Source organism: Bradyrhizobium sp. 4 (genome assembly GCF_023100905.1).
In the GTDB taxonomy this organism is placed as follows: domain Bacteria; phylum Pseudomonadota; class Alphaproteobacteria; order Rhizobiales; family Xanthobacteraceae; genus Bradyrhizobium.
This window is the reverse complement of record NZ_CP064686.1, coordinates 6,932,072-6,954,157: the sequence shown is the minus strand read 5'-3', so window position 1 is coordinate 6,954,157 and position 22,086 is coordinate 6,932,072. Positions and strand designations below refer to the sequence as shown.

Genomic DNA, 22,086 nt, shown 5'->3' with positions numbered 1-22,086 from the left:
CGCAGCGTTTCACGCTGCAGCGCGTCCGGGACACGTGGGAGCTTACAGACGCTCCACGATCGTCACATTCGCCATGCCGCCGCCTTCGCACATGGTCTGGAGCCCGTAGCGCTTGCCGCGCTGATGCAAGGCATGCACCAGCGTCGTCATCAGCTTGGTGCCGGAGCCGCCGAGCGGATGGCCGAGCGCGATGGCGCCGCCATTGACGTTGAGACGTTCCGGATCAGCGCCAGTGGTCTTGAGCCACCCCGTCGGCACCGAGGCAAAGGCCTCGTTGACCTCGAACAGGTCGATCTCGTCGATCGTCATGCCGGCCTTCTCCAGCGCGCGCTTGGTGGCGTGCAGCGGTGCGTCGAGCATGATCACGGGATCGCCGCCCATCATCGTCATGTGGTGGACGCGCGCCAGCGGCTTCACGCCAAGCTGCTTCAGGCCACGCTCGTTCACCACCATCACGCCGGAGGCGCCGTCGCAGATCTGGCTGGCGCTGGCCGCGGAGAGCTTGCCGTTCTCGGCGATCAGCTTGACGCCCTTGATGCCGTCGAGTGTGGCGTCGAAGCGGATGCCTTCGTCGATGTGGTGGGTGTCCTTGGACCCGTCGGCGCGGGTGATCTCGAGCGGCACGATCTCCTTTTTGAAGTGACCGGCCTGCGTTGCCGCGATCGCACGCTGATGGCTGTTGTAGGAGTACTGGTCGAGCTCATCCTTGGAGAGGCCGTACTTCTCGGCCATCATCTCGGCGCCGGTGAACTGGCTGAACACGATGTTTGGATAACGGTGCTCGATACCCGGGCTCTTGTAATTGCCAAAGCCGTTCTTGGCGGGAAGCTGCGACGACAGGCCCATCGGCACGCGTGTCATCGATTCCACGCCGGCGGCGATCACCACGTCCATCGCGCCGGACATCACGGCTTGGGCTGCGAAGTGCAGCGCCTGCTGCGAGGAGCCGCATTGGCGGTCGATCGAGGTACCCGGCACGCTCTCCGGCAGTTTCGAGGCCATGATGGCGTTGCGCGCGACGTTGTTGGACTGCTCGCCGACCTGCATGACGCAGCCCATGATCACATCCTCGACCAGCGAGGGATCGATCTTGGTGCGGTCAACCAGCTCGTCCAGTACCTTCGCGGCGAGATCGGCCGGATGCCATCCGGCGAGGCGGCCCCCCTTGCGCCCGCCGGCGGTACGCGCGGCGGCGACGATATAAGCCTCGGCCATGTCGGTTTCTCCCTGGATTATTTTGAACGGTTGCTTGTCGGGCGGATTTAAGGGGCGACTGGTCGTTTAGTCAATCGATCAATTAACTCTTGTGGAGAGGCGCTGCTTGGGCTTATCTGCGGCCGCTCTCGCGCCAAAATCGGGGATATCCGTGACTACCAGCGTACCGAACAGGCTCCCCAGCGGAAAGAATTCCACAGCAGAGAAATTGCTCGTGGCCGCGAGCGAGTTGATGATCGAACGCTCCTCGATCGAGATTTCGCTGAGCGACATCGCCCAGAAGTCCGGTGCCAACGCCGCGCTGGTCAAATATCACTTCGGCAACAAGGACGGCCTGCTGCTGGCGCTGCTCGAGCGCGACGCGGGGACGGAACTGTCCAATCTCGAATATCTGCTGGCCCAGCCGATCACGCCGACCGCCAAGTTGAAGCTGCATATCGGCGGCATCATCCGCGCCTATCACCGGTTTCCCTACATGAACCGGCTGATCCACTATCTGCTGCACGAGAGCGTCGCGGGCTCCGCGGACGAAGTCTCGAAATTCTTCGTCGCACCGCTGCTGGATTTCCATCGCCGCCTGCTCGCCGAAGGCGTCAGTCAGGGCGAATTCCGCGCCACCGATCCGGTGCTGTTCTACACCAGCCTGATCGGCGCCTGCGATCATTTGTTCTTCGGCCGGCACGCGATGTCACGCGCGACCGGCGTCGGCCCGGTCACCGACGACGTTTGCCGGCAATACATCAAGCATATGGAAACGCTGATCTGCGGCGGCATTCTCACGAATATCGAGGAAGCTGCCGCGGCCGGATGACCGGCCAGAACGCAGAAGTCTAGAGAAGAAACGCCCAAGGAAAAGGTTCGAGGAAAGGTACAAGCGATGCAGTTGAAAGACGTAGCCGTTCTCATCACGGGCGGCGGGTCGGGCCTTGGTGCCGCGACCGCCCGCGCGATGGCCGCCAAGGGCGCCAAGATCGGCGTGATCGACCAGAGCAAGGAAAACGCCGAGAAGGTTGCCGCCGAAGTGAAGGGCATCGCGCTTCACGCCGATGTCACCAGCGAGGAGCAGATCAAGGCGGCGATCGCCAAGGCGAAAGCCGCGCACGGCGTCGCGCGCGTGCTGATGAACTGCGCCGGTATCGGCGGCTCGCAGCGCATCGTCGGCCGCGATGGCGTCTACCCGCTGGAAAAGTTCGCGCGCATCATCAATGTCAATTTGATCGGCACCTTCAACTGCCTGCGTCTGTTCGCCGAGCGCCTCGTCACGATCGAGCCGGTCGGTGAAGAGCGCGGCGTCATCGTCAACACGGCGTCGGTCGCGGCTTACGAAGGGCAGATCGGTCAGATCGCCTATGCGGCGTCGAAGGGCGGCGTCGTCGGTCTCACGCTGCCGGCGGCGCGCGATCTCGCGAGCCAGAAGATCCGCGTCAACACCATCGCCCCCGGCCTGTTCCTGACGCCGCTGCTGATGGGTTTGAACGAAGAGGCCCGCAAGAGCCTCGGTGCCCAGGTGCCGCATCCCGCGCGTCTCGGCGACGCCAATGAATACGGCTCGCTGGCCGTGCACATCGTCGAGAACCCGATGCTCAATGGCGAGACCATCCGTCTCGACGGCGCGATCCGCATGGCGCCGCGGTAGCTCTTCCTCCCTTCTCCCCTTGTGGGAGAAGGTGGCGCGCGTAGCGCGCCGGATGAGGGGTCTCTATCCACGGAGACAGACCCCTCACCCAAGCGAATTCCGGGTTCGCAGCGTACATGCCCTTTCCCACAAGGGGAGAGGGCGTAGCAATCGGCACCGCGAATGGCGGCAAGCACGAGGCGCCTCATGTCCCAACCGCTGCTGATCGAGCAAAATGACGGCGTCGACACAGTGACGCTCAATCGTCCCGAACACCTCAACGCGCTCGATCATGCGTTGATCGACGCGCTCAACGTCTATTTCCAGGGCCTCCAGCGCAACCGGGATACGCGCGTCGTGGTGCTGAAGGGCGCCGGCAAGAACTTCTGCGCAGGACTCGATCTCAAGGCGGCGATGGCGCGCCGTGCCGGCCAGCAGGAGCCGCCTGATGTCACCGAGTCGCTGGATTCGCAGCGGCGCATCGCCGACATCGTGATGCTGATGCGGCGCTGTCCGCAGCCGATCCTCGCGCTGGTGCAGGGCGCGGCGGCCGGCGGCGGCTTTGCGCTGGCGCTCGCCTCCGACATCCGCATCGCGACGAGATCGGCGCGGATGAACTGCGCCTTCATCAAGCTCGGCCTTGGCGGCTGCGACATCGGCACCAGTTATTTCCTGCCACGCCTTGTCGGTGTCTCCGTTGCCTCGGAGCTGATCCTCACGGGACGCTTCATCGGCGCCGAGCGGGCGCTCGCGGTCGGGCTGGTCTCCGAGGTCGTCGACGAGGACAAGCTCGATGAGGCCGCCGAACCCTATGTCGACGCGATGATCACGGCCTCGCCCGTGGGCCTACGCCTGTCCAAAGAATGTCTCAACATGAGCGTCGATGCCGGATCGCTGGAAGCCGTGATCGCGATGGAGGATCGCAACCAGGTTCTGTGCAGCCGCTCCGAGGAATTTTCGGAAGGCATCAGGGCCTTCCTTGAGAAGCGAAAGCCTGTCTATATCAGGCGCTGACAATGAAGATCCGTAAAGGACGAGAAATTCCGGGAGACGCAAAATGAGTGGAAGCGCGGCGGCGGTGATGACGAAGCCCGCCTTTCGCAAGGTCGAGTGGCTGGCGCGCGACATCGATGTCGAGCGCCGCGACGACGGCACGGTGGTGCTGAAGTCGCGCATCCCGCTGCAGACCTACGAGAAGCATATCCCGGCTTCGCTGGCAAAATGGGCGAAGGAAGCGCCCGAGCGGATCTGGCTTGCCCAGCGCGGCGGCCCTAACCGCGAATGGCGTAAGGTGTCCTATGGGGAGGCCAAGCGCACCGTGGATGCGCTGACGCAAGGCCTGCTCAATCTCGCGCTCGACGGCCGCCCGGTCACGATCCTCTCCGGCAATTCGATCGAGCACGCGCTGATGACGCAGGCGGCGATGCAGGCGCGCGTCCCGGCCGCGCCGGTCTCGCCGGCCTACTCCTTGATGAGCCATGATCACGTCAAGCTGAAATATTTGTTCGACCTGATCAAGCCGGGCGCGGTGATGGTGCAGGACGGCCCGACCTTCGAGAAGGCGCTGAAAGCGCTCGATCTCACAGGCGTCACCGTGGTTCACGTCTCGCGGCCCTGCGAGGGTATCGCGAGCGTCAGCTTTGCCGGGCTCGCGGCGACGGCCGTGACGGCCGATGTCGAAGCGTCGATCGCGAAGATCGCGCCTGAGACCGTCGGCAAGCTGCTGTTCACGTCAGGCTCGACCGGCATGCCCAAGGCCGTCATCAACACGCAAGCGATGATGTGCGCCAATGCGGCGATGATGATGCAGGTGCGGCCGCGCGATCCCGGCGGTCCGATCTCGACCATGCTGGACTGGATGCCCTGGAACCACACCATGGGCGGCAACGCGGCGTTCCATCCGATCCTGGTCGACGGCGGCACGCTCTATATCGATGACGGCCGGCCGATGCCGGGCCAGTTCGATGAGACGCTGCGCAATCTGCGCGAGATCTCGCCGACCTATTACGCCAACGTCCCCGCGGGCTATGCCGCGCTCGCCGCCGCCATGGAGAAGGACGACGGGCTGTGCCGATCCTTCTTCAAGAACCTCTCGATCATGGCCTATGGCGGCGCGCGACTGCCGGATGATCTCTACGATCGCATGCAGGCTCTCGCCGTGAAGACCACCGGCGAGCGCATCGTGTTCTACACCGGCTGGGGCTCGACCGAGACCGCGCCGACCTCGACCGGCACCTATTGGGACACCGAGCGCGTCGGCCTGATCGGCCTGCCGTTCCCCGGCGTCGACTTGAAGATGGTGCCCTGCGGCTCGAAATACGAGCTGCGTCTCCGCGGCGTCAACGTCACGCCGGGCTATTTCGGCCAGCCTGACCTGACGAAGAAGATGTTCGACGAGGAAGGTTTTTACTGCATCGGTGACGCCGGCATCTTCGTCGACGACACTGATCCGGTGAAGGGCATCATCTTTGCCGGGCGCGTGGTGGAAGATTTCAAGCTGACCACCGGCACCTTCGTCCATGTCGGCTCGCTGCGCACGGATGCGATCGCCGCGGCAACGCCTGTCGTCCATGACGCGCTGGTCGCGGGGCAGGATCGCGCTTTCATCGGCCTGCTGGCCTGGCCGAACCTGCACGCCTGCCGCCAGCTCGCCGGCAATCCCGATCTCAGCTTCGATGATGCAGTGAAGCATTCCGAGGTGATCGCTTGCTTCAGGCGCGGGCTGGAGGCTCACAACAAGGAGTGCGAAGGCGCCAGCAGCCGTATCATCGCGCGCGCCTTGCTGATGGCGGAACCGCCCTCGATCGACGGTAACGAGCTCACCGACAAGGGCTACATCAACCAGCGCGCCGGCCTGGAGCGCCGTGCCGCGCTGGTCGAGCGGCTTTATGCGGACAAGCCCGACCAGGACGTCATCATTCTCAAGTAATCGACATCATCAACACGGATACGCGCCATGAACTTCGATTTCTCCGACGACCAGAAGCAGCTCCGCGATCAGGCGCGCAAATTCCTCACTGAGAAATGCTCGCCAAAGGCGGTGCGCGCAGTTCTCGACGGCAAGGCGCCGTATGACAAGGAGCTGTGGAAGGGGCTCGCCGAGATGGGTTTTCTCGGTGTTGCAATCCCAGAGGACTTTGGTGGCGCCGGCGCCGGTCATCTCGAACTTTGCGTGATCGCTGAAGAGATGGGCCGGGCGAACGCGCCGGTGCCGTTTTCCTCCACCGTCTATCTCGCAGCCGAAGCGCTGCTGATCGCGGGCAGCGACGCGCAGAAGAAGAAATGGTTGTCGGCGATTGCCTCGGGCGAGGCGATCGGAACGCTGGCGCTATTCGAGGGAAAAGGCAATCCGTCACCGAAGAACGTCAAGCTCACGGCTGCCAATGGCATGCTCAACGGTGTCAAGAAGCCGGTCGCCGATGGCGCGATCGCCGACTTCGCGGTGGTCGCGGCACGCACGGGATCGAGCGGACGCGACGGCGACATCTCCTTGTTCATCGTCGATCTCAGGGACGGCGGCGTCGAGGTGAAAAGCCTGACCAATCTCGATCCGACCCGCGGGCAGGCCGAGATTACTTTTAGGGATTGCAAGGCCGAGCCGCTGGGTGCGGCCGGCGAAGGCTGGAGCATCTTGACTCAAGTGCTCGATCGCGCCGCGGTGCTCTGCGCGTTCGAGCAGGTCGGCGGCTCCGACCGCGCGCTGGAGATGGGCCGCGACTATGCGCTCGACCGCATCGCCTTCGGCCGACAGATCGGTTCGTTTCAGGCCGTCAAGCACATGCTGGCGGACATGTACGTGTCGGCGACGCTGGCGCGTTCCAACAGCTATTACGGCGCTTGGGCGCTCTCGACCAATGCAGGCGAATTGCCGGAAGCGGCTGCAGCCGCGCGCATCAGTGCAACGCAGGCGTTTCAGCACTGCGCCAAGAACAACATCCAGGTTCACGGCGGCATGGGTTTCACCTGGGAGTTCGACTGCCACATGTACTACCGCCGCGCCAACGCCATGGCGCTCGGGCTCGGCAGTCTGTCCTATTGGGAAGACCAGTTGATCGACCGCATGCGCAAGAAGAACGCGGCGTAGGCAAAGGCAACGTCATGAACTTCGACGATACCCCGCAGGAAGCCGAATTCCGCGCCACCGCGCGCGCCTGGATCGGTGCGAATGCACCGAAGCAATACGAGGACGAGCTCCGCAAATCCTCCCTCGGCCGCACGCAATTGAAGAACGCCAACATCCTCGACGTTGCAAAGGCCTGGCAGAAGAAGAAGGCCGATGCCGGCTGGGCCTGTCTGCATTGGCCTAAGGAGTATGGTGGCCGCGGCTCGTCGCCGATCGAACGTGTGATCTGGCAGCAGGAAGAGGGGCCGTTCGGCCAGCTATCCCGCATGTTCATCATCGGCCACGGCATGTGCGGGCCGACCATGATGGCGTTCGCGCGCGAGGAGCATAAGCGCGCCTATTTGCCGCCGCTCGCCTCCGGCGAAAAGGTCTGGTGCCAGCTGTTCTCCGAGCCCGCCGGCGGCTCCGACGTCGCTGGGTTGCGAACCCGCGCGGAAAAGGACGGCGACGACTGGGTGATCAACGGCCAGAAGATATGGACGTCGGGCGCGCACTATTCCGACTACGGAATTTTGCTCACCCGCACCGATCCGACCGTGCCCAAGCACAAGGGCCTGACCATGTTCTTCCTGGACATGAAGAGCCCGGGCGTCGAGGTGCGGCCGATCAAGCAGGCGAGCGGCGCTTCCGACTTCAACGAGGTCTATTTCACCAACGTCCGCATTCCCGATCACCAGCGCCTCGGCGAGGTTGGTGACGGCTGGAACGTCTCGCTGACGACGCTGATGAACGAGCGCAGCGCGATCGGCGCGGCCGTCTCGACCGGCTTCCCCGAGCTGTTCGAATATTGCTCCAGCCTGATGCTGGACGATGGCCCCGCCATCGACGATCGTGCCGTGCGCGCGAAGCTCGCGAACTGGGCAGTGAAGGCGAGCGGGCTGAAATACACCAGCATGCGCGCGATCTCCGCACTGTCGAAGGGCGAGCGCCCGGGACCGGAAAATTCCATCGGCAAGCTGGTGGCGGGCTCGATGATCCAGGATGTCGCGACTTATGCCCTGGACCTGCAGGGCGCGGGCGGAGTGGTCAGCGGCGAGGATGCCGAACTCGCCGGCCGCTTCCAGGCGATGCTGCTGCGCGCGCCGGGCACCCGTGTCGAAGGCGGCACCGACGAGATCATGCGCAACATCATCGCCGAGCGGGTGTTGGGCCTGCCCGGCGACATCAGGGTCGACAAGGACGTGCCGTTCAACAAGATCCCGACGAAAGGAAGAGACTGATGATCCTCATCCTGAGGAGCCGCGGAACGCGGCGTCTCGAAGGATGCAGGCCCGACTGAGGCCACATGGTTCGAGACGGCGCTGCGCGCCTCCTCACCATGAGGGACTAAGACAGAGCAAGAACGAAGAGGTCCGCCATGAATTTCGACGACACCCCGCGGGAAGCCGCATTCCGCGAGACCGCGCGCAAATGGGTCGAGGCCAACGCGCCGAAGGAGTTTTTGGCCGAGCTGTCAAAATCCTCGCTCGGCCGCATCCGGCTCGCCAACCACGACATCGTCGATGTCGGCAAGGCCTGGCAGAAGAAGAAGGCCGAAGGCAACTGGGCCTGCCTGCATTGGCCCAAGGAATATGGCGGCCGGGGTGCGACGCCGATCGAGCGGGTGATCTGGCAGCAGGAGGAGGGCGTCTATGGCAAGCTGACGCAGCCGTTCCAGATCGGCGAGGGCATGTGTGGCCCGACCGTGATGGCTTTTGGCAGCGAGGACGCTAAGCGGCGCCATTTGCCGAAGCTGGCCGCGGGCGAGGAGATTTGGTGCCAGCTGTTCTCCGAGCCGTCGGCGGGCTCCGACGTCGCGGGCTTGCGCACGCGCGCGGAGAAGAAGGGCGACAATTGGGTCGTCAACGGCCAGAAGATATGGACCTCTGGCGCGCACTATTCCGACTACGGTCTTTTGATCGCGCGCACCGATCCCAATGTGCCCAAGCACAAGGGGCTCACCATGTTCTTCCTGGACATGAAGAGTCCCGGCGTCGAGGTGCGTCCGATCAAGCAGGCCAACGGCATGCAGGAGTTCAACGAGGTCTATTTCACCGACGTCGTCATTCCCGACAGCCAGCGCCTCGGTGCCGTCGGCGAGGGCTGGAGCGTGTCGCTGACCACGTTGATGAACGAGCGGATGTCGATCGGCTCGCGGCTTGCGACCGGCGTCCCCGAGATGTTCGAGTTCTGCTCCAATCTGATGCTGGAGGATGGTCTCGCCATCGACGATCCCGCCGTGCGCTCAAAACTCGCGAGCTGGGCGGTGAAGTCGAGCGGGCTGAAATACACCAGCTACCGGGCGATCTCGGCGCTGTCCAAGGGTGAACGGCCGGGGCCGGAGAATTCGATCGGCAAGCTCGTGTCCGGCATGATGCTGCAGGACATCGCAACCTATGCCATGGACCTCCAGGGCGCGGCCGGCGTTCTCACAGGCAGCGACGAGGAAACCGTTCAGGGCCAGTTTCAGCAGATGCTGCTGTCCTCGCCCTCGATGCGCATCGCGGGCGGCACTGACGAGATTTTGCGTAACATCATCGCCGAGCGCGTGCTGGGACTGCCGGGCGACATCCGCGTCGACAAGGACGTGCCGTACAACAAGATCCCGACCAAGGGACGGTGATCTAGTCTTTCGCTGTATCTTGTAGGGTGGGCAAAGCCAAGCGTGCCCACCATGCGCAGATGCGCCGAGGTAAGTCTGTCGGTGGTCACGGCGCTATGCGCCTTTGCCCACCTTACGAAGAGAAGGCGCGAGTTGATCCATGGACGCACAAGTAAAGCAAAACGACCGCATCGGCGTACTCGAAGAGCTACTCAACGAGCGCTACTCGGTACGAGCCTTCCTGGCCAAGGAGGTTGATCGCGCGACGATCGAACATTTGCTGACAACCGCGCAGCGCACGGCGTCCTGGTGCAACAGCCAGCCCTGGCAGGTCGTCATCGCCAGCGGCGAGGCCAAGGAGCGTTTCCGCAAGCTGATCTACAAGGAGGCTTCGGGCGGTCTCGGGGACGATTATGATTTCCCGCCGCCGCGCGAATATCTCGGCGCCTATCTCGATCGCCGTCGCCAGAGCGGTTTTCAGCTCTACAACACGCTCGGCATCGCGCGCGGAGACAAGATGGCCTATGCCAAGCAGGCGCTGGAGAACTACAATTTCTTCGGCGCGCCGCATGTGGCCATCGTCCATACCGATGAGCCGCTCGGTATCTACGGTGCGATCGATTGCGGCGCCTATGTCTCGAACTTCATGCTGGCCGCGCAGGCGCTCGGGCTCGGCACGATTCCGCAGGCGGCGCTCGCGCGCCACTCCGGCCTGATCCGCCGCCATTTCAATTTGCCTGCTGACCGCCGCATCGTCTGCGGTATCTCGTTCGGCTATGCGGACCACGCCCACAAGGTCAACAGCTACCGCACGTCGCGTGCGAGCGTGGCCGAGACCGTGACCTTCGTGGACGAGTGATCGAGACGACGCAGGCACGCATCAAGTTTCACGCTTAAGACATCCGAAGGCGGCCGCGGAAGCGGCCGCCTTCATCGCGGTCTCGGTCCGATTGACGCCGGCGGTCAGCCGCCGCTGCCGCCGATGACGGCGCGAATGGTCTCGTCGGGCCCGAAATCCTCGGCGCCGTCGACATAGAGCAACGCCGCGAGCTTGGAGCGCGCACGGTTGACGCGGCTCTTGATTGTGCCCACCGCGCAGCCGCAGATCGAAGCCGCATCCTCGTAGGAGAAGCCGGAGGCGCCGACGAGGATCAGCGCTTCACGCTGGTCCTGCGGAAGCTTGTCGAGCGCCGTGCGGAATTCCTCGAACTCGAGATGGGCGTTCTGCGAGGGCTGCGTCTTCAGCGTCTTGGCATAGTTGCCTTCGGCGTCCTCGACTTCCCGCCGCCGCTTGCGATAGTCGGAGCGGAACAGGTTGCGCAGGATCGTGAACAGCCACGCCGGCAGATTGGAGCCGGGCTGGAACGAATCGATGTTGGCGAGCGCGCGCAACAGCGTCTCCTGGACCAGATCGTCGGCGCGGTCGGCATTGCCGCTGAGCGAGATGGCGAACGCGCGCAGACTGGGCACGGCCGCCAGGATGTCGTTACGCAGGGAGTCCGTGAGAGGCATCAATCCCTCCCATTGTTGTCGTTAGAGCCGCCACCATTTTCCACTTGGGGTGCCGCTCCCGGCGCATCAAGTTTCTTGATCAGTTCCGCGAACCGGTCCGGAACCCCCTGCCGCACCACGTCGTCGTACATGGCGCGCAGCTGGTGCCCGATCCGGGACTGTATCTCCGGAGTGAGCCCTCCCTTGCCGGGGGTCGTGCTTTTGCTGGCTTGAGACTTGAGATCTTTCATGACCTGTTCCACGTTTCCCCGAGTTAAGTGACTGTAAAATCGAGAAGTTCTCTCAACCGGGAGCCGTTCCCTGGATAGGCTCAATGCGAGCTGCGAGAAAAAGTTCCGCCCCCATGCGGAACTTTTCTCAGGCTGAGGCGTAATCAGCCCAGCAGGGGAACCCGGGCCCCCCGCCTAACGCCTGCACGTCAAGGTCGGCCCGATGATGATATGGAGTGGGGATGTCCCGTTCACAGCTTGTTGCTGAACACTTGCCGTTGTTGCGCCGGTACGCACGCGCCCTGACGGGCAGCCAGTCCTCCGGTGACGCCTATGTCGCAGCCATGTTGGAAGCCATGCTGGGAGATCCGTCGGTGCTCGACGAGAGCCACGGGCCGCGCGCCGGCCTGTTCCGGCTGTTCACCCAGATCTGGAATTCCGTTTCCGTCAACGACGATTCCGAGGTGACGAACCTGCCGATGCCGCCGGAGCGGCGGCTCTCGAACATCACGCCGTTGCCGCGGCAAGCCTTCCTGCTGCTCTCGCTCGAGGGATTTTCGGAGGAAGAGGTCGGCTACATTCTTGGCACCGACGTCGGCGAGACGCGCCGGCTCGCGGATGCCGCAGGCCGTGAGATGGCCGCCGAGATCGCCACCGACGTGCTGATCATCGAGGATGAGACCTTCATCGCCATGGACCTCGAAAGCCTGGTGAAGAATCTCGGCCACAATGTCGTCGGCGTCGCCCGTACCCACGCCGATGCGGTCGCCTTGGCAAAGAACAGGCGGCCCGGCTTGATCCTGGCCGACATCCAGCTCGCCGACGGCTCGTCGGGCCTCGACGCCGTCAACGAGCTGCTCCGCACCTTCGAGGTGCCGGTGGTGTTCATCACCGCGTATCCGGAACGCTTCCTTACCGGAGAGCGCCCCGAGCCGGCGTTCCTGATCTCGAAACCGTTCCAGCCGGCGATGGTGTCGGCGGTGGCGAGCCAGGCGCTGTTCTTCCAGCGCAACTCCCGCAACCGCGCGCCGAAGGTACCGGCGGCGTAACGAAGGCGCCAGCGCCCGACGAAATTCGATCCGGCGTGCCGCAAGGTGCGCCGGATTTTTATTGACCAGGTTGCCACGCTTGACGGCCATCGAATTCGCCGCTCATACCTCCTGCAGCGGCCGCGTTGCAGCCGCGGTGCCATCGGAGACGTGTTCATGGACCAGCAACTCCTCGACCGCCTCGCCATCCGCGACCTCATCGAGAACTGGGCGGTGTGGCGCGACGCCGGCGATTGGGAGCGCTTTGCCACGGTCTGGCACGAAGAAGGCTGGATGTCCGCCACTTGGTTTCAGGGGCCGGCGCGGGATTTCATGCGGGTCAGCCAGGAGGGGTTCGCCAAGGGCGTGCGCATCCTGCATTTCCTCGGCGGCTGCAGTATCGATCTCGAGGGGGCGCGCGCCGTCGCGCAGACCAAGATGACCATCTCGCAGCGCGCGCCGGTGCACGACGTGCCCTGCGACGTCGTCTGCACCGGGCGCTTCTACGATTTCCTGGAGAAGCGGCAGGGAAAATGGGGCATCGTCCGCCGCCAGCCGATCTACGAGAAGGACCGGATCGACCCGGTCGATCCCGCCGCGACACTTCAGCTCGACCAGAAAGCCCTTGCCGCGCTGCCCGAAGGCTACCGCCACCTCGCCTACATGCAGGAGCTGATCGGCTACAAGGTCAAGCGCGACATGCCGGGCCTGACGGGGCCTGAGGTCGAGAAGCTCTATGGAGAGGGGCGGGAGTGGCTCGCGGCGAAGGCGAACTGAACGCCAGACAAAAGTAAGGCGCGACTGGCATCACCACAGTCGCGCCCTACGTCGCCGGCTTATGGGGCAGGGGGGAATAGCCGGCTGTTGAGACGACTCCCGTCCGCGAAAGTCGTTCCAGGCGGTTGCGAAATTTTTCGTGGGAATTTTTCGCGAGGGCGTGCCTTTTTTGCACACGGTTAAGTGATCTTAACGACTGAGAACTCCCGGTCCTCTCCTCGCGTTGTTCCCGCGATCGCCATGGGGCGAGGGACCGACAGCCATGTCACAGATCCAAAAGGTATTTTTAGGCGCCGTCGCGCTCGCCGCGACGCTCGGCGCCGTTCAGGTGGGCGCCGTGCAGCTGGCCTCCGGCCATGATCTGGCCGACCGCTGGCAGGCAGTCGCTGACAAGCCGGGCCACAACGTGAATCGCTCCAGCAAAGCCGACCGGTTGGCCGATATCAAGCAGGCGGAGGTTCCAACCCGTACCGTGTCGATGCGGCTGAACGATCTCGCCGACACGTCGGTGCTGCTGCGGGTCCCCGCGGTGATCGAGACCGGTAACGCCAAGCCGCCGGTGTTGCTCCCGGATCAGAAGCAGAGCCGCAAAAAGCCGACCATCGCCTGCGAGCCGATGGTCAGCTCCCTGACCGAGGTCGCAAAGCTGCTCCAGCCCGGTCGCTGTGTGACCTGATCGGCATTTGCCACGGACACGTCGGCCTCCGCCCCGGGGGGCGGTTGCTGACTTCACTTGATCCCCTGCCCCCTCGCGTTATATCCCGGGTTTCTTTCCCTTTCGATTGACCGGGTAAACGCATGACGACGTCAGACACGGCTGTGCATACGCAGCCCTTCCAGGCCGAGGTTTCCGAGCTTCTGCACCTGATGGTGCACTCCGTCTATTCCGAGACCGATATCTTCCTGCGCGAGCTCGTCTCCAACGCATCGGACGCCTGCGACAAGCTGCGCTATGAGGCCATCGCCAGTCCGGCGCTGCTGGGCGAGGGCGACGCGCCCAAGATCCGGATCATTCCGAACAAGACGGCCGGAACGCTTGCGATCGCTGACAATGGCATCGGCATGGAGCGGCAGGAGCTGATCGACCACCTCGGCACAATCGCCCGCTCGGGCACCAAGGCCTTCGTGTCGAAGCTCAAGGAGGCCAAGGATGGTCTCGGCCTGATTGGCCAGTTCGGCGTCGGCTTCTATTCCGCCTTCATGGTCGCCGACAAGATCGTCGTGGTCAGCCGCCGCGCCGGCGAGAGCGACGTCTGGACCTGGACGTCCACAGGCGGGTCGGGCTTCGAGATCGCGCGTGCCAGCGAGGAGGATGCGACCCGCGTGCAGCGCGGCACCGAGATCGTCCTGCACCTCAAGGATGATGCGAAGAAATATCTCGAAGCCTACGAGATCGAGCGTATCGTCGGCGCGTATTCCGACAACATCCTCTTCCCGATCGAGCTCGTGCCTGAAGAGGGCGAACCGCGCCAGATCAATTCTGCAAGCGCGCTGTGGCAGCGCTCGAAATCCGAGCTCACGCCGGAAGACTACAAGAAGGCCTATCAGCAGATCGCCTCCGCCTTCGACGATCCCGCGATGACGCTGCATTATCGCGCGGAGGGGCGTTACTCCTACGCCGTGCTGCTGTTCGCGCCCTCGACCAAGCCGTTCGATCTGTTCGAGCCGAACCGCAAGGGACGCGTCAAGCTCTATGTCCGCCGCGTCTTCATCACCGACGATGCCGATCTTCTGCCGGGCTACCTCCGCTTCATCCGCGGCGTCGTCGACAGCGAGGATCTCCCGCTCAACATCTCGCGCGAGATGCTTCAGAACAATCCGCAGCTCGCACAGATCCGCAAGGCCGTGGCGACCCGCGTATTGTCCGAGCTCGAAAGCCTTGCGGAGAAGGATCCGGAGAACTTCGCGAAGATCTGGGAGGCCTTCGGCGCGGTGCTGAAGGAAGGCATCTACGAAGATTTCGAACGCCGCGAAAAGCTGCTCGCGCTGTCGCGTTTCACCACGACCTCGGGCGAGAAGCGTTCGCTGAAGGACGTCATCGCCGATTTCAAGCCGAACCAGACCGAGATCTATTATCTGGTCGGCGACAGCATCGATCGGCTGAAGTCGAACCCCCGGCTCGAGGCGGCGACTGCGCGCGGCATCGAAGTGCTGCTGCTGTCCGATCCCGTCGACGCCTTCTGGACGTCGATGCCATCGGAATTCGACGGCAAGCCGCTGAAGTCGCTGAGCCAGGGCGATCTCAACCTCGACCTGATCCCACGCGTCGACGAGGCGGACGAGACGAAAAAGGACGAGCCGTCCGCCGACGAGGCCGCCACCATTGCGGTGATCAAGGCCGCGCTCGGCGAGCGCGTCAGCGATGTCAAGGCCTCGACGCGTCTCACCAGTTCCGCCTCCTGCCTCGTCGCCGACAGCCAGGGCCCGAGCCGCGAGCTCGAGCGCATCCTGGCCCAGCAGAACCGCGGCCTGCGCACCAAGCCGATCCTCGAGATCAACCTGCGCCATCCGCTGGTCACCGCGATCACGAAGGCTCAGGCCGGCTCGAAGGCGGTCGACGATCTCAGTCTGCTCCTGCTCGAACAGGCGCAGATCCTGGACGGCGAGCTGCCGGAAGACCCTGCCGCGTTTGCGGCAAGGCTGAACCGGCTGGTGTTGCAGGGGCTCGGCGGGTAGCGGGCGCAGTGCACCGCACTCACCTTGCCGTCATCTGCACGCAGGAACGGTCGCCTCTGTCGTGGTGTTGTGCCATATGAGGCGGTCGGCATCCCGGTCGCCGACATGAACGATTCGAGGATTTCTCCATGCGTTTGCCGATCCTGACCCTCACCGCAATTGTCATGCTGTTCGTGGCGGCAGATGCCAGCGCCCAGACCTACGATCCGCGTTACCCGGTGTGCATGCACGTCTACACGCCCGGCGGCTTCGGCGGTGGCGGCGGCGACTATTTCGACTGCTCCTTTACCTCGCTGCCGCAGTGCCGCGCCACGGCCTCGGGCCGCTCGGCAAGCTGCGACGTCAACCCGTATTATGCTTTCGACCGACCGCCGCCGCAGCCGCGCCGGCGCCACAAGAACGTGCACTAGCGATCCGCAATGCGACTTTCGGGGGCAATTTTCATGCGTCGCTTATTCGGCCTGATCATGACCGTCGGTGCACTGCTCACGGCCGCGCCGTCGCATGCGCAGACCTTCGATCCGCGCTATCCCGTCTGCATGCACGTCTATTCCGGTGCGAACGGCGGTGGCGGGGAGTGGTACGATTGCTCCTTCACCTCAGTGCCGCAGTGCCGAGCTACCGCTTCAGGCCGCTCCGCCAGCTGCGATCTCAATCCGTATTATCCGTTCAACGCACCGCCGCAGCGCTCGCGCCATCAGCGGGGCGGCTAGCGCTCACCGCCCGTTCGGCCATCAATCTGACGGAGCATGCAGGACTAGCTGCCGTGAGGCGCCTTGTTGGCCGCGGTGACGATCGCGTCGGTCAACTGCCAGGTCATCTTGTCCGTGGTCCAGTCGCTTGCGTGCAGCCTGCTATCGTCGTCCGGGTCGACCATGCGGTCGAACGAAATTCCTGCAACATCGTGCCAGCTCTTCATCAGTGCGAAGCGACAAAAGACGTTGACCCCCTTCGCATGCGCGATCTCGCTGATCGCCGCGACCATCGCGTTCGCCTTGTCGGCCTTGGCCGGTGTCAGCAGCGCCGGCACGTATTGCAGGTCCATCAGGATCACGTCGATCCGCTTGGCGCCGAGCAGCCGGTCAATGCCCTCACGGATGGCGTGCGTGGTGTCCTTGAACGAGGGCGGATCGGTGGATTGCCACACTGAATTGGTTCCGACCTGCCAGATGACGAGATCGGGGTTGAGATCGAAGACGTCATGGTCGAACCGCTTCAGCTCCAAAGGGGCCTCTTCGCCGCCAACGCCCCGGTTGACCACTTCGATCATGGCATTTGGAAATCGTATCCGAAGGTCGGCCAGCAGCCGCTGCGGATAGGGAGCGATGCCTCCTTCGCCCGCCGTGCTCGACGAGCCGATCGCGACCACCTTGACCTGCCTGTCCTTCAGGCGACTGGCAAAATGGGTCAGCGGCTGCTCGAACGGCGCGACCTGGACAGGAAACTCAGACGAGTCGAGAGCCACAGGTCGTCTCCCTTTCGCAATCCGGACAATGCAGGGTCAAAAAGCCTAACCCGTTTGCCCGGAGCCGCCTAGCCTCCCGCGCAACGCGGCCCGGCTCTGCTGTCGCAAGAATTGCCAGGCCGCGCGCACGTCGATCGCATCCGGTTTGGTAAAGGATGACAGAGTTAATCGCGCACTAACCTGGTTTTACCTTGTCTCTTAACGCCTGGGCAGGGCGTGCGAGCTAAGCTGCCGGGAACCAGCAGACACGTTCCGAAAGAATGAACGGCATGACAACCGGCGTCATCGAGCAACCGAAAGCCGCGCGCGCACCTTCGGCTTCGAAAATCTGGCTGAAGGCGATCGAGCTCACCGCACGGATCGAGACGTTGCCGGGCCGGCTGTTCGCCGACGTCGTCGATGATTGGGCGCAGCGCCAGCCAGATCGCAGTGCGCTGGCCACCGATGACGCGAGCCTCGACTATGAGGGACTTTCGAAACGCATCAATCGCTATGCGCGGTGGGCACGCTCGGCCGGTGTGGCCAAGGGCGACACTGTCGCGCTGATCATGCCGAACGGCATCGACTATGTCGCGGCCTGGCTCGGCATCAGCCGGGTCGGCGGCGTGGTCGCGCTGATCAACACCAAGCTCGTTGGCCAGTCGCTCGCGCATTGCATCGGAGTCGCAAGGCCCGCTCACGTCATTGTCGCGCACGAGCTTGCGGAGGCGCTGGACGGGGCGTCGCCGCACCTGAGGACGGAAGCAAAGGTCTGGACTCATGGCGATGCCCGCAGCGAACGTGCGATCGATGTCGCGCTTGCCGCCCTCGATGACGGGCCGCTTTCGCCGGACGAGCGTGGCGACGTCACCATCGACGACCGCGCCCTGCTGATCTACACCTCCGGCACGACCGGCCTGCCGAAAGCCGCCAGCATCAGCCATCGCCGCATCCTCAATTGGGGCTTTTGGTTCGCCGGCCTCACCGGCGCGACGCCGCAGGATCGGCTCTACGATTGCCTGCCGCTGTTCCACTCGGTCGGCGGCATCGTCGCGCCATGCAGCATGCTCGCTGCCGGCGGCTCGGTGGTGATCGCGGAAAAATTCTCAGCCTCGAATTTCTGGCCGGACGTCGTGCACCACGACTGCACGTTGTTTCAGTATATCGGCGAGCTCTGCCGCTACCTGCTCAAGGCGTCGCCGTCGGAATACGAGAACCGGCATCGCCTGCGGCTTGCCTGCGGCAACGGCCTGCGCGGTGACATCTGGGATGATTTTCAGGCGCGTTTCGCCATTCCGCGCATCCTCGAATTCTACGCGGCGACGGAGGGCAATTTCTCGCTGTTCAACGTCGAGGGCCAGCCCGGCGCAATCGGCCGCGTTCCGCCGCTGCTCGCGCATCGTTTTCCTGCCGGCCTCGTCAAGCTCGACCCCGATAACGGCGCGCCGCTGCGCAATGCAGAGGGGTTTTGTATTCCCTGCGCGCGCGGCGAGGCCGGCGAAGCCATAGGCCGCATCGGCACGGCGGATGAGGGCGGCGGTCGCTTCGAGGGCTACACCGAGGCGAGCGAAACCGAGAAGAAGATCCTGCGCGATGTCTTTGCCAAGGGCGATTCCTGGTTCCGCACCGGCGATCTGATGCGGCTCGACGAGAAAGGCTTCTTCCACTTCGTCGATCGCATCGGCGACACCTTTCGCTGGAAGGGCGAGAACGTCGCGACCTCGGAGGTCAACGACGCCGTACGCGATTTCACCGGCGTGATCGATGCCACCACCTACGGCGTCAACATCCCCGGCACCGATGGCCGCGCCGGCATGAGCGCGGTCGTGGTGAACGAGGGCTTTGACGTCGAGGCGCTGCCCGCCCATCTCGCTCAGCGCCTGCCGGCCTATGCTCACCCCGTCTTCATACGCATCTCGCGCGAACTCGATGCGACCGAGACGTTCAAGCAGAAAAAGGGCGAGCTCGCGCGCGAGGGATTTGATCCGGGCGTGGTCTCCGATCCGCTGTTCATGCTGGACCCGAAGGCCGGCACCTATGTCGCGCTGGACGCGGAGACACATGCGCAAATCAACGAGGGCACGATCCGGCTCTAGCCCGCGAAAATTCGGAGATAGGTCCAATTTTATCCGAATTGTCCAAGAAGCCATTTACTTCTGTCGGGTAAACAAACGGCCAAGGGAGGCGGTCATCAAGAACCGCCGCAACACGAACGACAACAGAAGCGAGCCAGCCATGTCGGTACGGTCTAAGGTCATTGAAGCGATCCAGCAGATCGCCAAGGAGCAGCACGTCGCGCTTCCCGCACTCTCGGACGATCTGTCCCTGCACGAGACGGGCTTCGACTCGCTCGCCTTCGCCATCCTGGTGGCGCGCCTCGAGGACGAGACCGGCGTCGACCCCTTCACCATCTCCGAGGACGCAGCGTTCCCCGCCACTGTGGGCGATTTCGTGCGGGCCTACGAAAATGTCCCCGCGTGAGATCTTTGCGCTTCGCGACCATCTCGGCGCGGAGCTGACCGGCCGCACGCTGTCGGACGCGCACGATGTCGTGTCGCTGACGGATATCCTGTCGCAGACGGTCCTGGGTGGCCGCCTGGGCGAGCTGTCCGGCCGCGCGGTGCTGCTGAAATTGTCCGACCAGCTCCGATCGGGCCTTGCCATGGTCGAGCTCGACGGTATTGCGCGCCGCATGCTGCTGTGCCCGCCCGATCTTAATCCCGCGCATCTCGATGCGCTGATGGCGGATGCCGGGATCGACGCCGTCGTCACCGACGAGCCCGATCGCTTGGCCGAGACCGGCGTGCCGCTCGTCCTCACCGCACAACTGCCGCCTCAGGCTACCACGCCGGCCAGGACCGAACGCGCCACGGAATGGCTGATGCTCACTTCGGGCACGTCGGGCGTGCCGAAAATCGTCGGCCATACACTGGAAGCACTCACCGGCGCCATCGTCGCCGAAGGCCCGGCGCGCGGACCCGCGCCGGTATGGGCGACGTTCTACGACATCCGCCGCTATGGCGGCCTGCAGATATTCCTCCGCGCCGTCCTCTCCGGCGGCTCGATGGTGCTGTCCGATCCCCATGAGGCGCTCGGCGATCACGTCACGCGGTTGAACGCGCGCGGCGTCTCCCACATCTCCGGCACGCCCTCGCACTGGCGCAAGCTGTTGATGAGCGGCTCGGCCGCGCAGTTCGCGCCGCGCTATGTCCGCCTCTCCGGCGAGATCGCCGACCAGGCGGTGCTGGACGGCCTGAAAACGGCGTTCCCGAATTCCTCCGTCGGCCATGCCTATGCATCGACCGAGGCCGGCGTCGGCTTTGCCGTCAATGATGGGCTGGAAGGCTTTCCGGCGGACTATCTCGGCAACCGCAACGGCGTCGAAATGAAGGTCATCGACGGCTCGCTACGCATCCGCTCGACGCGCACGGCGCACGCCTACATCGGCCGCGACGCGGCTGCGCTCACCGACGTAGACGGATTTGTCGACAGCGGCGATATCGTCGAATTGCGTGGCGACCGCTACTATTTCGTCGGCCGCCGCGGCGGCATCATCAATATCGGTGGGCTGAAGGTTCACCCCGAAGAGATCGAGGCGGTGATCAACCGTCATCCCGACGTGCGGATGTCGCGGGCGAAGTCACGCAAGAGCCCGATCACCGGCGGTATCGTCGTTGCCGACGTGATCCTCGCCGACGGCACCGATCCGGCGCGCGCGAAAGAGATCCGCGCCCAGATCCTGGATCAGTGCCGCGCGCAGCTCGCGTCCCATAAGGTGCCGGCGGTGATCCGCTTCGTCGAGGCGCTCGACGTCACCCCGGCCGGCAAACTGGCGCGCACCGATGCATAATGTTCTCGTCACGGGTGGTAGCCGCGGTATCGGCCTTGCGATCGGCAAGCGGCTTGTCGATGCCGGCTACAACGTGATCGCGGCCGCGCGGCGCGAGAGCGACGAGCTCACGGCGGCGATCGCCGGGTCGGAAGGGCGCCTGCATTTCCGCGCCTGTGACCTCGCCGTGATCGACGCGATCCCGGCCTATGCCAAACTCGTGCGCGATGAATTCGGCCCGATCTACGGCCTCGTCAACAATGCCGGCCTCGGCACCGAAGGCCTGCTGGCGACCATGCACAATTCCGAGATCGAGGCGCTGGTGCAGCTCAACGTGCTGTCGCCGATCATTCTCACCAAATATGTCGCGCGCCAGATGATGGCCGACGGTGCCGGCCGTATCATCAACATCTCCTCAATCATCGCGACCACCGGCTATAACGGCCTCTCGGTTTACGGTGCGACCAAGGCCGCCGCCACCGGCTTCACCCGTTCGCTCGCGCGCGAGGTCGGCAAGCTCGGCATCACCGTGAACGCGATCGCGCCCGGTTTCATCGACACCGAGCTGACGCACAATCTCTCCGACGATAGCCGCAAGCGCATCGCCGGCCGCAGCGCGCTGCGGCGCCTGCCGGAGACCGACGACGTCGCGCGCATGGTGGAATATCTGCTGGGCGAGGGCGGTCGCAATGTGACGGGTAGCGTGTTCACGGTCGACGCGGGCAACACGGCGTAGGCGGAACTCCATCGCCACAATTGCATTGATCCGGCGCAATGACATGATCCGGATTTGGTCGTAAGATGCCGCGCAATCGATTGGGTTACGTCAATCGATCTGCCCTAATCGATAGGGAGCAGTCCATGACCGCTTCGAACCCGGGCAAGGCGTCGGCAAAGCTATCTTCCGCCCAGCAAAGCGACGTTCACGGCCAGCCCGTTCACTGCGAGCCGATGTCTCATCAGAATTCCGGTGATCACGGTTACGAAATGTATCCGCAGAAATTCGTGCGCCTTGTCGGCTGCCATGACGTTCCCGCCTCTGTGCTGCGCAAGCGTCAGGACGAGAAGCTGCACTAG

At 64.0% G+C, this 22,086-nt stretch carries 23 protein-coding genes; 19 read left to right on the top strand and 4 right to left on the bottom strand.

Annotated features, from left to right (window positions below):
* Nucleotides 1-42 precede the first annotated feature (42 nt).
* Nucleotides 43-1,215 (bottom strand): acetyl-CoA C-acetyltransferase, encoded by a 1,173-nt coding sequence (locus IVB45_RS33280; RefSeq protein ID WP_247357826.1) that lies wholly within the window; start codon nt 1,213-1,215, stop codon nt 43-45.
* A gap of 106 nt (nt 1,216-1,321) precedes the next feature.
* On the opposite strand from IVB45_RS33280, the gene IVB45_RS33275 reads away from it, so the two are divergent.
* From IVB45_RS33275 to IVB45_RS33240, 8 genes are all read left to right on the top strand, one after another.
* The gene (locus IVB45_RS33275) at nt 1,322-2,026 is read left to right on the top strand and encodes a TetR family transcriptional regulator (RefSeq protein ID WP_007615253.1); all 705 of its coding nucleotides are present in this window, start codon (nt 1,322-1,324) and stop codon (nt 2,024-2,026) included.
* Between the two features lie 66 nt (nt 2,027-2,092).
* On the top strand, nt 2,093-2,851 hold the full coding sequence (locus IVB45_RS33270) for an SDR family NAD(P)-dependent oxidoreductase (RefSeq protein ID WP_247357827.1): 759 nt from the start codon (nt 2,093-2,095) through the stop codon (nt 2,849-2,851).
* 186 nt (nt 2,852-3,037) lie between these two features.
* A complete protein-coding gene (locus IVB45_RS33265; protein WP_247357828.1) occupies nt 3,038-3,844 on the top strand; it encodes an enoyl-CoA hydratase/isomerase family protein in 807 nt (268 codons plus the stop codon).
* Between the two features lie 43 nt (nt 3,845-3,887).
* Nucleotides 3,888-5,759 (top strand): AMP-binding protein, encoded by a 1,872-nt coding sequence (locus IVB45_RS33260; RefSeq protein WP_247357829.1) that lies wholly within the window; start codon nt 3,888-3,890, stop codon nt 5,757-5,759.
* 27 nt (nt 5,760-5,786) lie between these two features.
* Entirely contained in the window at nt 5,787-6,914 is a 1,128-nt protein-coding gene (locus tag IVB45_RS33255) for an acyl-CoA dehydrogenase family protein (RefSeq protein ID WP_247357830.1), read from the top strand.
* A gap of 14 nt (nt 6,915-6,928) precedes the next feature.
* Nucleotides 6,929-8,173 carry an acyl-CoA dehydrogenase gene (locus IVB45_RS33250; RefSeq protein ID WP_247357831.1) on the top strand — a complete coding sequence of 415 codons (1,245 nt, stop codon included), beginning with the start codon at nt 6,929-6,931 and terminating at the stop codon, nt 8,171-8,173.
* Nucleotides 8,174-8,310: 137 nt separating this feature from the next.
* Nucleotides 8,311-9,555: an acyl-CoA dehydrogenase gene (locus IVB45_RS33245; RefSeq protein ID WP_247357832.1), complete on the top strand. Its 1,245-nt coding sequence runs from the start codon at nt 8,311-8,313 to the stop codon at nt 9,553-9,555.
* 139 nt (nt 9,556-9,694) lie between these two features.
* Nucleotides 9,695-10,393 carry a nitroreductase gene (locus IVB45_RS33240; RefSeq protein WP_247357833.1) on the top strand — a complete coding sequence of 233 codons (699 nt, stop codon included), beginning with the start codon at nt 9,695-9,697 and terminating at the stop codon, nt 10,391-10,393.
* A 104-nt stretch (nt 10,394-10,497) separates the two neighbouring features.
* Here IVB45_RS33240 and IVB45_RS33235 read toward each other — a convergent pair whose 3' ends face one another.
* Both IVB45_RS33235 and IVB45_RS33230 read right to left on the bottom strand, forming a co-directional pair.
* Nucleotides 10,498-11,046, bottom strand: coding sequence for a sigma-70 family RNA polymerase sigma factor (locus tag IVB45_RS33235; RefSeq protein WP_007597240.1), 549 nt, complete (start codon nt 11,044-11,046; stop codon nt 10,498-10,500).
* The gene (locus tag IVB45_RS33230) at nt 11,046-11,276 is read right to left on the bottom strand and encodes a NepR family anti-sigma factor (RefSeq protein ID WP_027565572.1); all 231 of its coding nucleotides are present in this window, start codon (nt 11,274-11,276) and stop codon (nt 11,046-11,048) included. The genes IVB45_RS33235 and IVB45_RS33230 overlap by 1 nt, the downstream gene beginning before the upstream one ends.
* 221 nt (nt 11,277-11,497) lie before the next feature.
* On the opposite strand from IVB45_RS33230, the gene IVB45_RS33225 reads away from it, so the two are divergent.
* The 6 genes from IVB45_RS33225 (at nt 11,498) to IVB45_RS33200 (ending at nt 16,449) form a co-directional block, all read left to right on the top strand.
* Nucleotides 11,498-12,304, top strand: coding sequence for a response regulator (locus IVB45_RS33225; RefSeq protein WP_027565571.1), 807 nt, complete (start codon nt 11,498-11,500; stop codon nt 12,302-12,304).
* 156 nt (nt 12,305-12,460) lie between these two features.
* On the top strand, nt 12,461-13,060 hold the full coding sequence (locus tag IVB45_RS33220) for a nuclear transport factor 2 family protein (RefSeq protein WP_247357834.1): 600 nt from the start codon (nt 12,461-12,463) through the stop codon (nt 13,058-13,060).
* A gap of 262 nt (nt 13,061-13,322) precedes the next feature.
* The gene (locus IVB45_RS33215; protein WP_027514096.1) at nt 13,323-13,736 is read left to right on the top strand and encodes a hypothetical protein; all 414 of its coding nucleotides are present in this window, start codon (nt 13,323-13,325) and stop codon (nt 13,734-13,736) included.
* A gap of 122 nt (nt 13,737-13,858) precedes the next feature.
* Nucleotides 13,859-15,736, top strand: coding sequence for a molecular chaperone HtpG (gene htpG, locus IVB45_RS33210; protein WP_247357835.1), 1,878 nt, complete (start codon nt 13,859-13,861; stop codon nt 15,734-15,736).
* Between the two features lie 128 nt (nt 15,737-15,864).
* A complete protein-coding gene (locus tag IVB45_RS33205) occupies nt 15,865-16,146 on the top strand; it encodes a DUF3551 domain-containing protein (protein WP_027565568.1) in 282 nt (93 codons plus the stop codon).
* Nucleotides 16,147-16,179: 33 nt separating this feature from the next.
* Complete coding sequence (locus IVB45_RS33200; RefSeq protein WP_027565567.1) at nt 16,180-16,449, top strand: DUF3551 domain-containing protein; 270 nt, start codon at nt 16,180-16,182, stop codon at nt 16,447-16,449.
* A 44-nt stretch (nt 16,450-16,493) separates the two neighbouring features.
* Here IVB45_RS33200 and IVB45_RS33195 read toward each other — a convergent pair whose 3' ends face one another.
* The gene (locus tag IVB45_RS33195; protein ID WP_027565566.1) at nt 16,494-17,201 is read right to left on the bottom strand and encodes an SGNH/GDSL hydrolase family protein; all 708 of its coding nucleotides are present in this window, start codon (nt 17,199-17,201) and stop codon (nt 16,494-16,496) included.
* A gap of 260 nt (nt 17,202-17,461) precedes the next feature.
* Between IVB45_RS33195 and IVB45_RS33190 the strand changes: the two genes are divergently transcribed.
* The 5 genes from IVB45_RS33190 (at nt 17,462) to IVB45_RS33170 (ending at nt 22,086) form a co-directional block, all read left to right on the top strand.
* On the top strand, nt 17,462-19,276 hold the full coding sequence (locus IVB45_RS33190) for a long-chain-acyl-CoA synthetase (RefSeq protein ID WP_247357836.1): 1,815 nt from the start codon (nt 17,462-17,464) through the stop codon (nt 19,274-19,276).
* A 139-nt stretch (nt 19,277-19,415) separates the two neighbouring features.
* Nucleotides 19,416-19,661, top strand: coding sequence for an acyl carrier protein (locus IVB45_RS33185; protein ID WP_007597226.1), 246 nt, complete (start codon nt 19,416-19,418; stop codon nt 19,659-19,661).
* Nucleotides 19,648-21,030, top strand: a complete 1,383-nt coding sequence (locus IVB45_RS33180; protein WP_247357837.1) for a fatty acid--CoA ligase family protein — start codon at nt 19,648-19,650, stop codon at nt 21,028-21,030. The genes IVB45_RS33185 and IVB45_RS33180 overlap by 14 nt, the downstream gene beginning before the upstream one ends.
* Nucleotides 21,023-21,745: an SDR family NAD(P)-dependent oxidoreductase gene (locus IVB45_RS33175; RefSeq protein ID WP_027565563.1), complete on the top strand. Its 723-nt coding sequence runs from the start codon at nt 21,023-21,025 to the stop codon at nt 21,743-21,745. Before IVB45_RS33180 ends, IVB45_RS33175 begins: the two co-directional genes overlap by 8 nt.
* Before the next feature lie 125 nt (nt 21,746-21,870).
* Nucleotides 21,871-22,086, top strand: a complete 216-nt coding sequence (locus tag IVB45_RS33170) for a hypothetical protein (RefSeq protein ID WP_247290104.1) — start codon at nt 21,871-21,873, stop codon at nt 22,084-22,086.

Bases quoted from the DNA above. Each gene is read 5' to 3' on its own strand.
- IVB45_RS33230 (WP_027565572.1), bottom strand. From the start codon at position 11,276: ATGAAAGATCTCAAGTCTCAAGCCAGCAAAAGCACGACCCCCGGCAAG.
- IVB45_RS33265 (WP_247357828.1), top strand. From the start codon at position 3,038: ATGTCCCAACCGCTGCTGATCGAGCAAAATGACGGCGTCGACACAGTG.
- IVB45_RS33220 (WP_247357834.1), top strand. From the start codon at position 12,461: ATGGACCAGCAACTCCTCGACCGCCTCGCCATCCGCGACCTCATCGAG.
- IVB45_RS33200 (WP_027565567.1), top strand. From the start codon at position 16,180: ATGCGTCGCTTATTCGGCCTGATCATGACCGTCGGTGCACTGCTCACG.
- IVB45_RS33175 (WP_027565563.1), top strand. From the start codon at position 21,023: ATGCATAATGTTCTCGTCACGGGTGGTAGCCGCGGTATCGGCCTTGCG.
- IVB45_RS33235 (WP_007597240.1), bottom strand. From the start codon at position 11,046: ATGCCTCTCACGGACTCCCTGCGTAACGACATCCTGGCGGCCGTGCCC.
- IVB45_RS33280 (WP_247357826.1), bottom strand. From the start codon at position 1,215: ATGGCCGAGGCTTATATCGTCGCCGCCGCGCGTACCGCCGGCGGGCGC.
- IVB45_RS33170 (WP_247290104.1), top strand. From the start codon at position 21,871: ATGACCGCTTCGAACCCGGGCAAGGCGTCGGCAAAGCTATCTTCCGCC.
- IVB45_RS33245 (WP_247357832.1), top strand. From the start codon at position 8,311: ATGAATTTCGACGACACCCCGCGGGAAGCCGCATTCCGCGAGACCGCG.
- IVB45_RS33215 (WP_027514096.1), top strand. From the start codon at position 13,323: ATGTCACAGATCCAAAAGGTATTTTTAGGCGCCGTCGCGCTCGCCGCG.
- htpG (WP_247357835.1), top strand. From the start codon at position 13,859: ATGACGACGTCAGACACGGCTGTGCATACGCAGCCCTTCCAGGCCGAG.
- IVB45_RS33190 (WP_247357836.1), top strand. From the start codon at position 17,462: ATGAACGGCATGACAACCGGCGTCATCGAGCAACCGAAAGCCGCGCGC.
- IVB45_RS33205 (WP_027565568.1), top strand. From the start codon at position 15,865: ATGCGTTTGCCGATCCTGACCCTCACCGCAATTGTCATGCTGTTCGTG.
- IVB45_RS33255 (WP_247357830.1), top strand. From the start codon at position 5,787: ATGAACTTCGATTTCTCCGACGACCAGAAGCAGCTCCGCGATCAGGCG.
- IVB45_RS33250 (WP_247357831.1), top strand. From the start codon at position 6,929: ATGAACTTCGACGATACCCCGCAGGAAGCCGAATTCCGCGCCACCGCG.
- IVB45_RS33180 (WP_247357837.1), top strand. From the start codon at position 19,648: ATGTCCCCGCGTGAGATCTTTGCGCTTCGCGACCATCTCGGCGCGGAG.
- IVB45_RS33240 (WP_247357833.1), top strand. From the start codon at position 9,695: ATGGACGCACAAGTAAAGCAAAACGACCGCATCGGCGTACTCGAAGAG.
- IVB45_RS33260 (WP_247357829.1), top strand. From the start codon at position 3,888: ATGAGTGGAAGCGCGGCGGCGGTGATGACGAAGCCCGCCTTTCGCAAG.
- IVB45_RS33270 (WP_247357827.1), top strand. From the start codon at position 2,093: ATGCAGTTGAAAGACGTAGCCGTTCTCATCACGGGCGGCGGGTCGGGC.
- IVB45_RS33185 (WP_007597226.1), top strand. From the start codon at position 19,416: ATGTCGGTACGGTCTAAGGTCATTGAAGCGATCCAGCAGATCGCCAAG.
- IVB45_RS33225 (WP_027565571.1), top strand. From the start codon at position 11,498: ATGTCCCGTTCACAGCTTGTTGCTGAACACTTGCCGTTGTTGCGCCGG.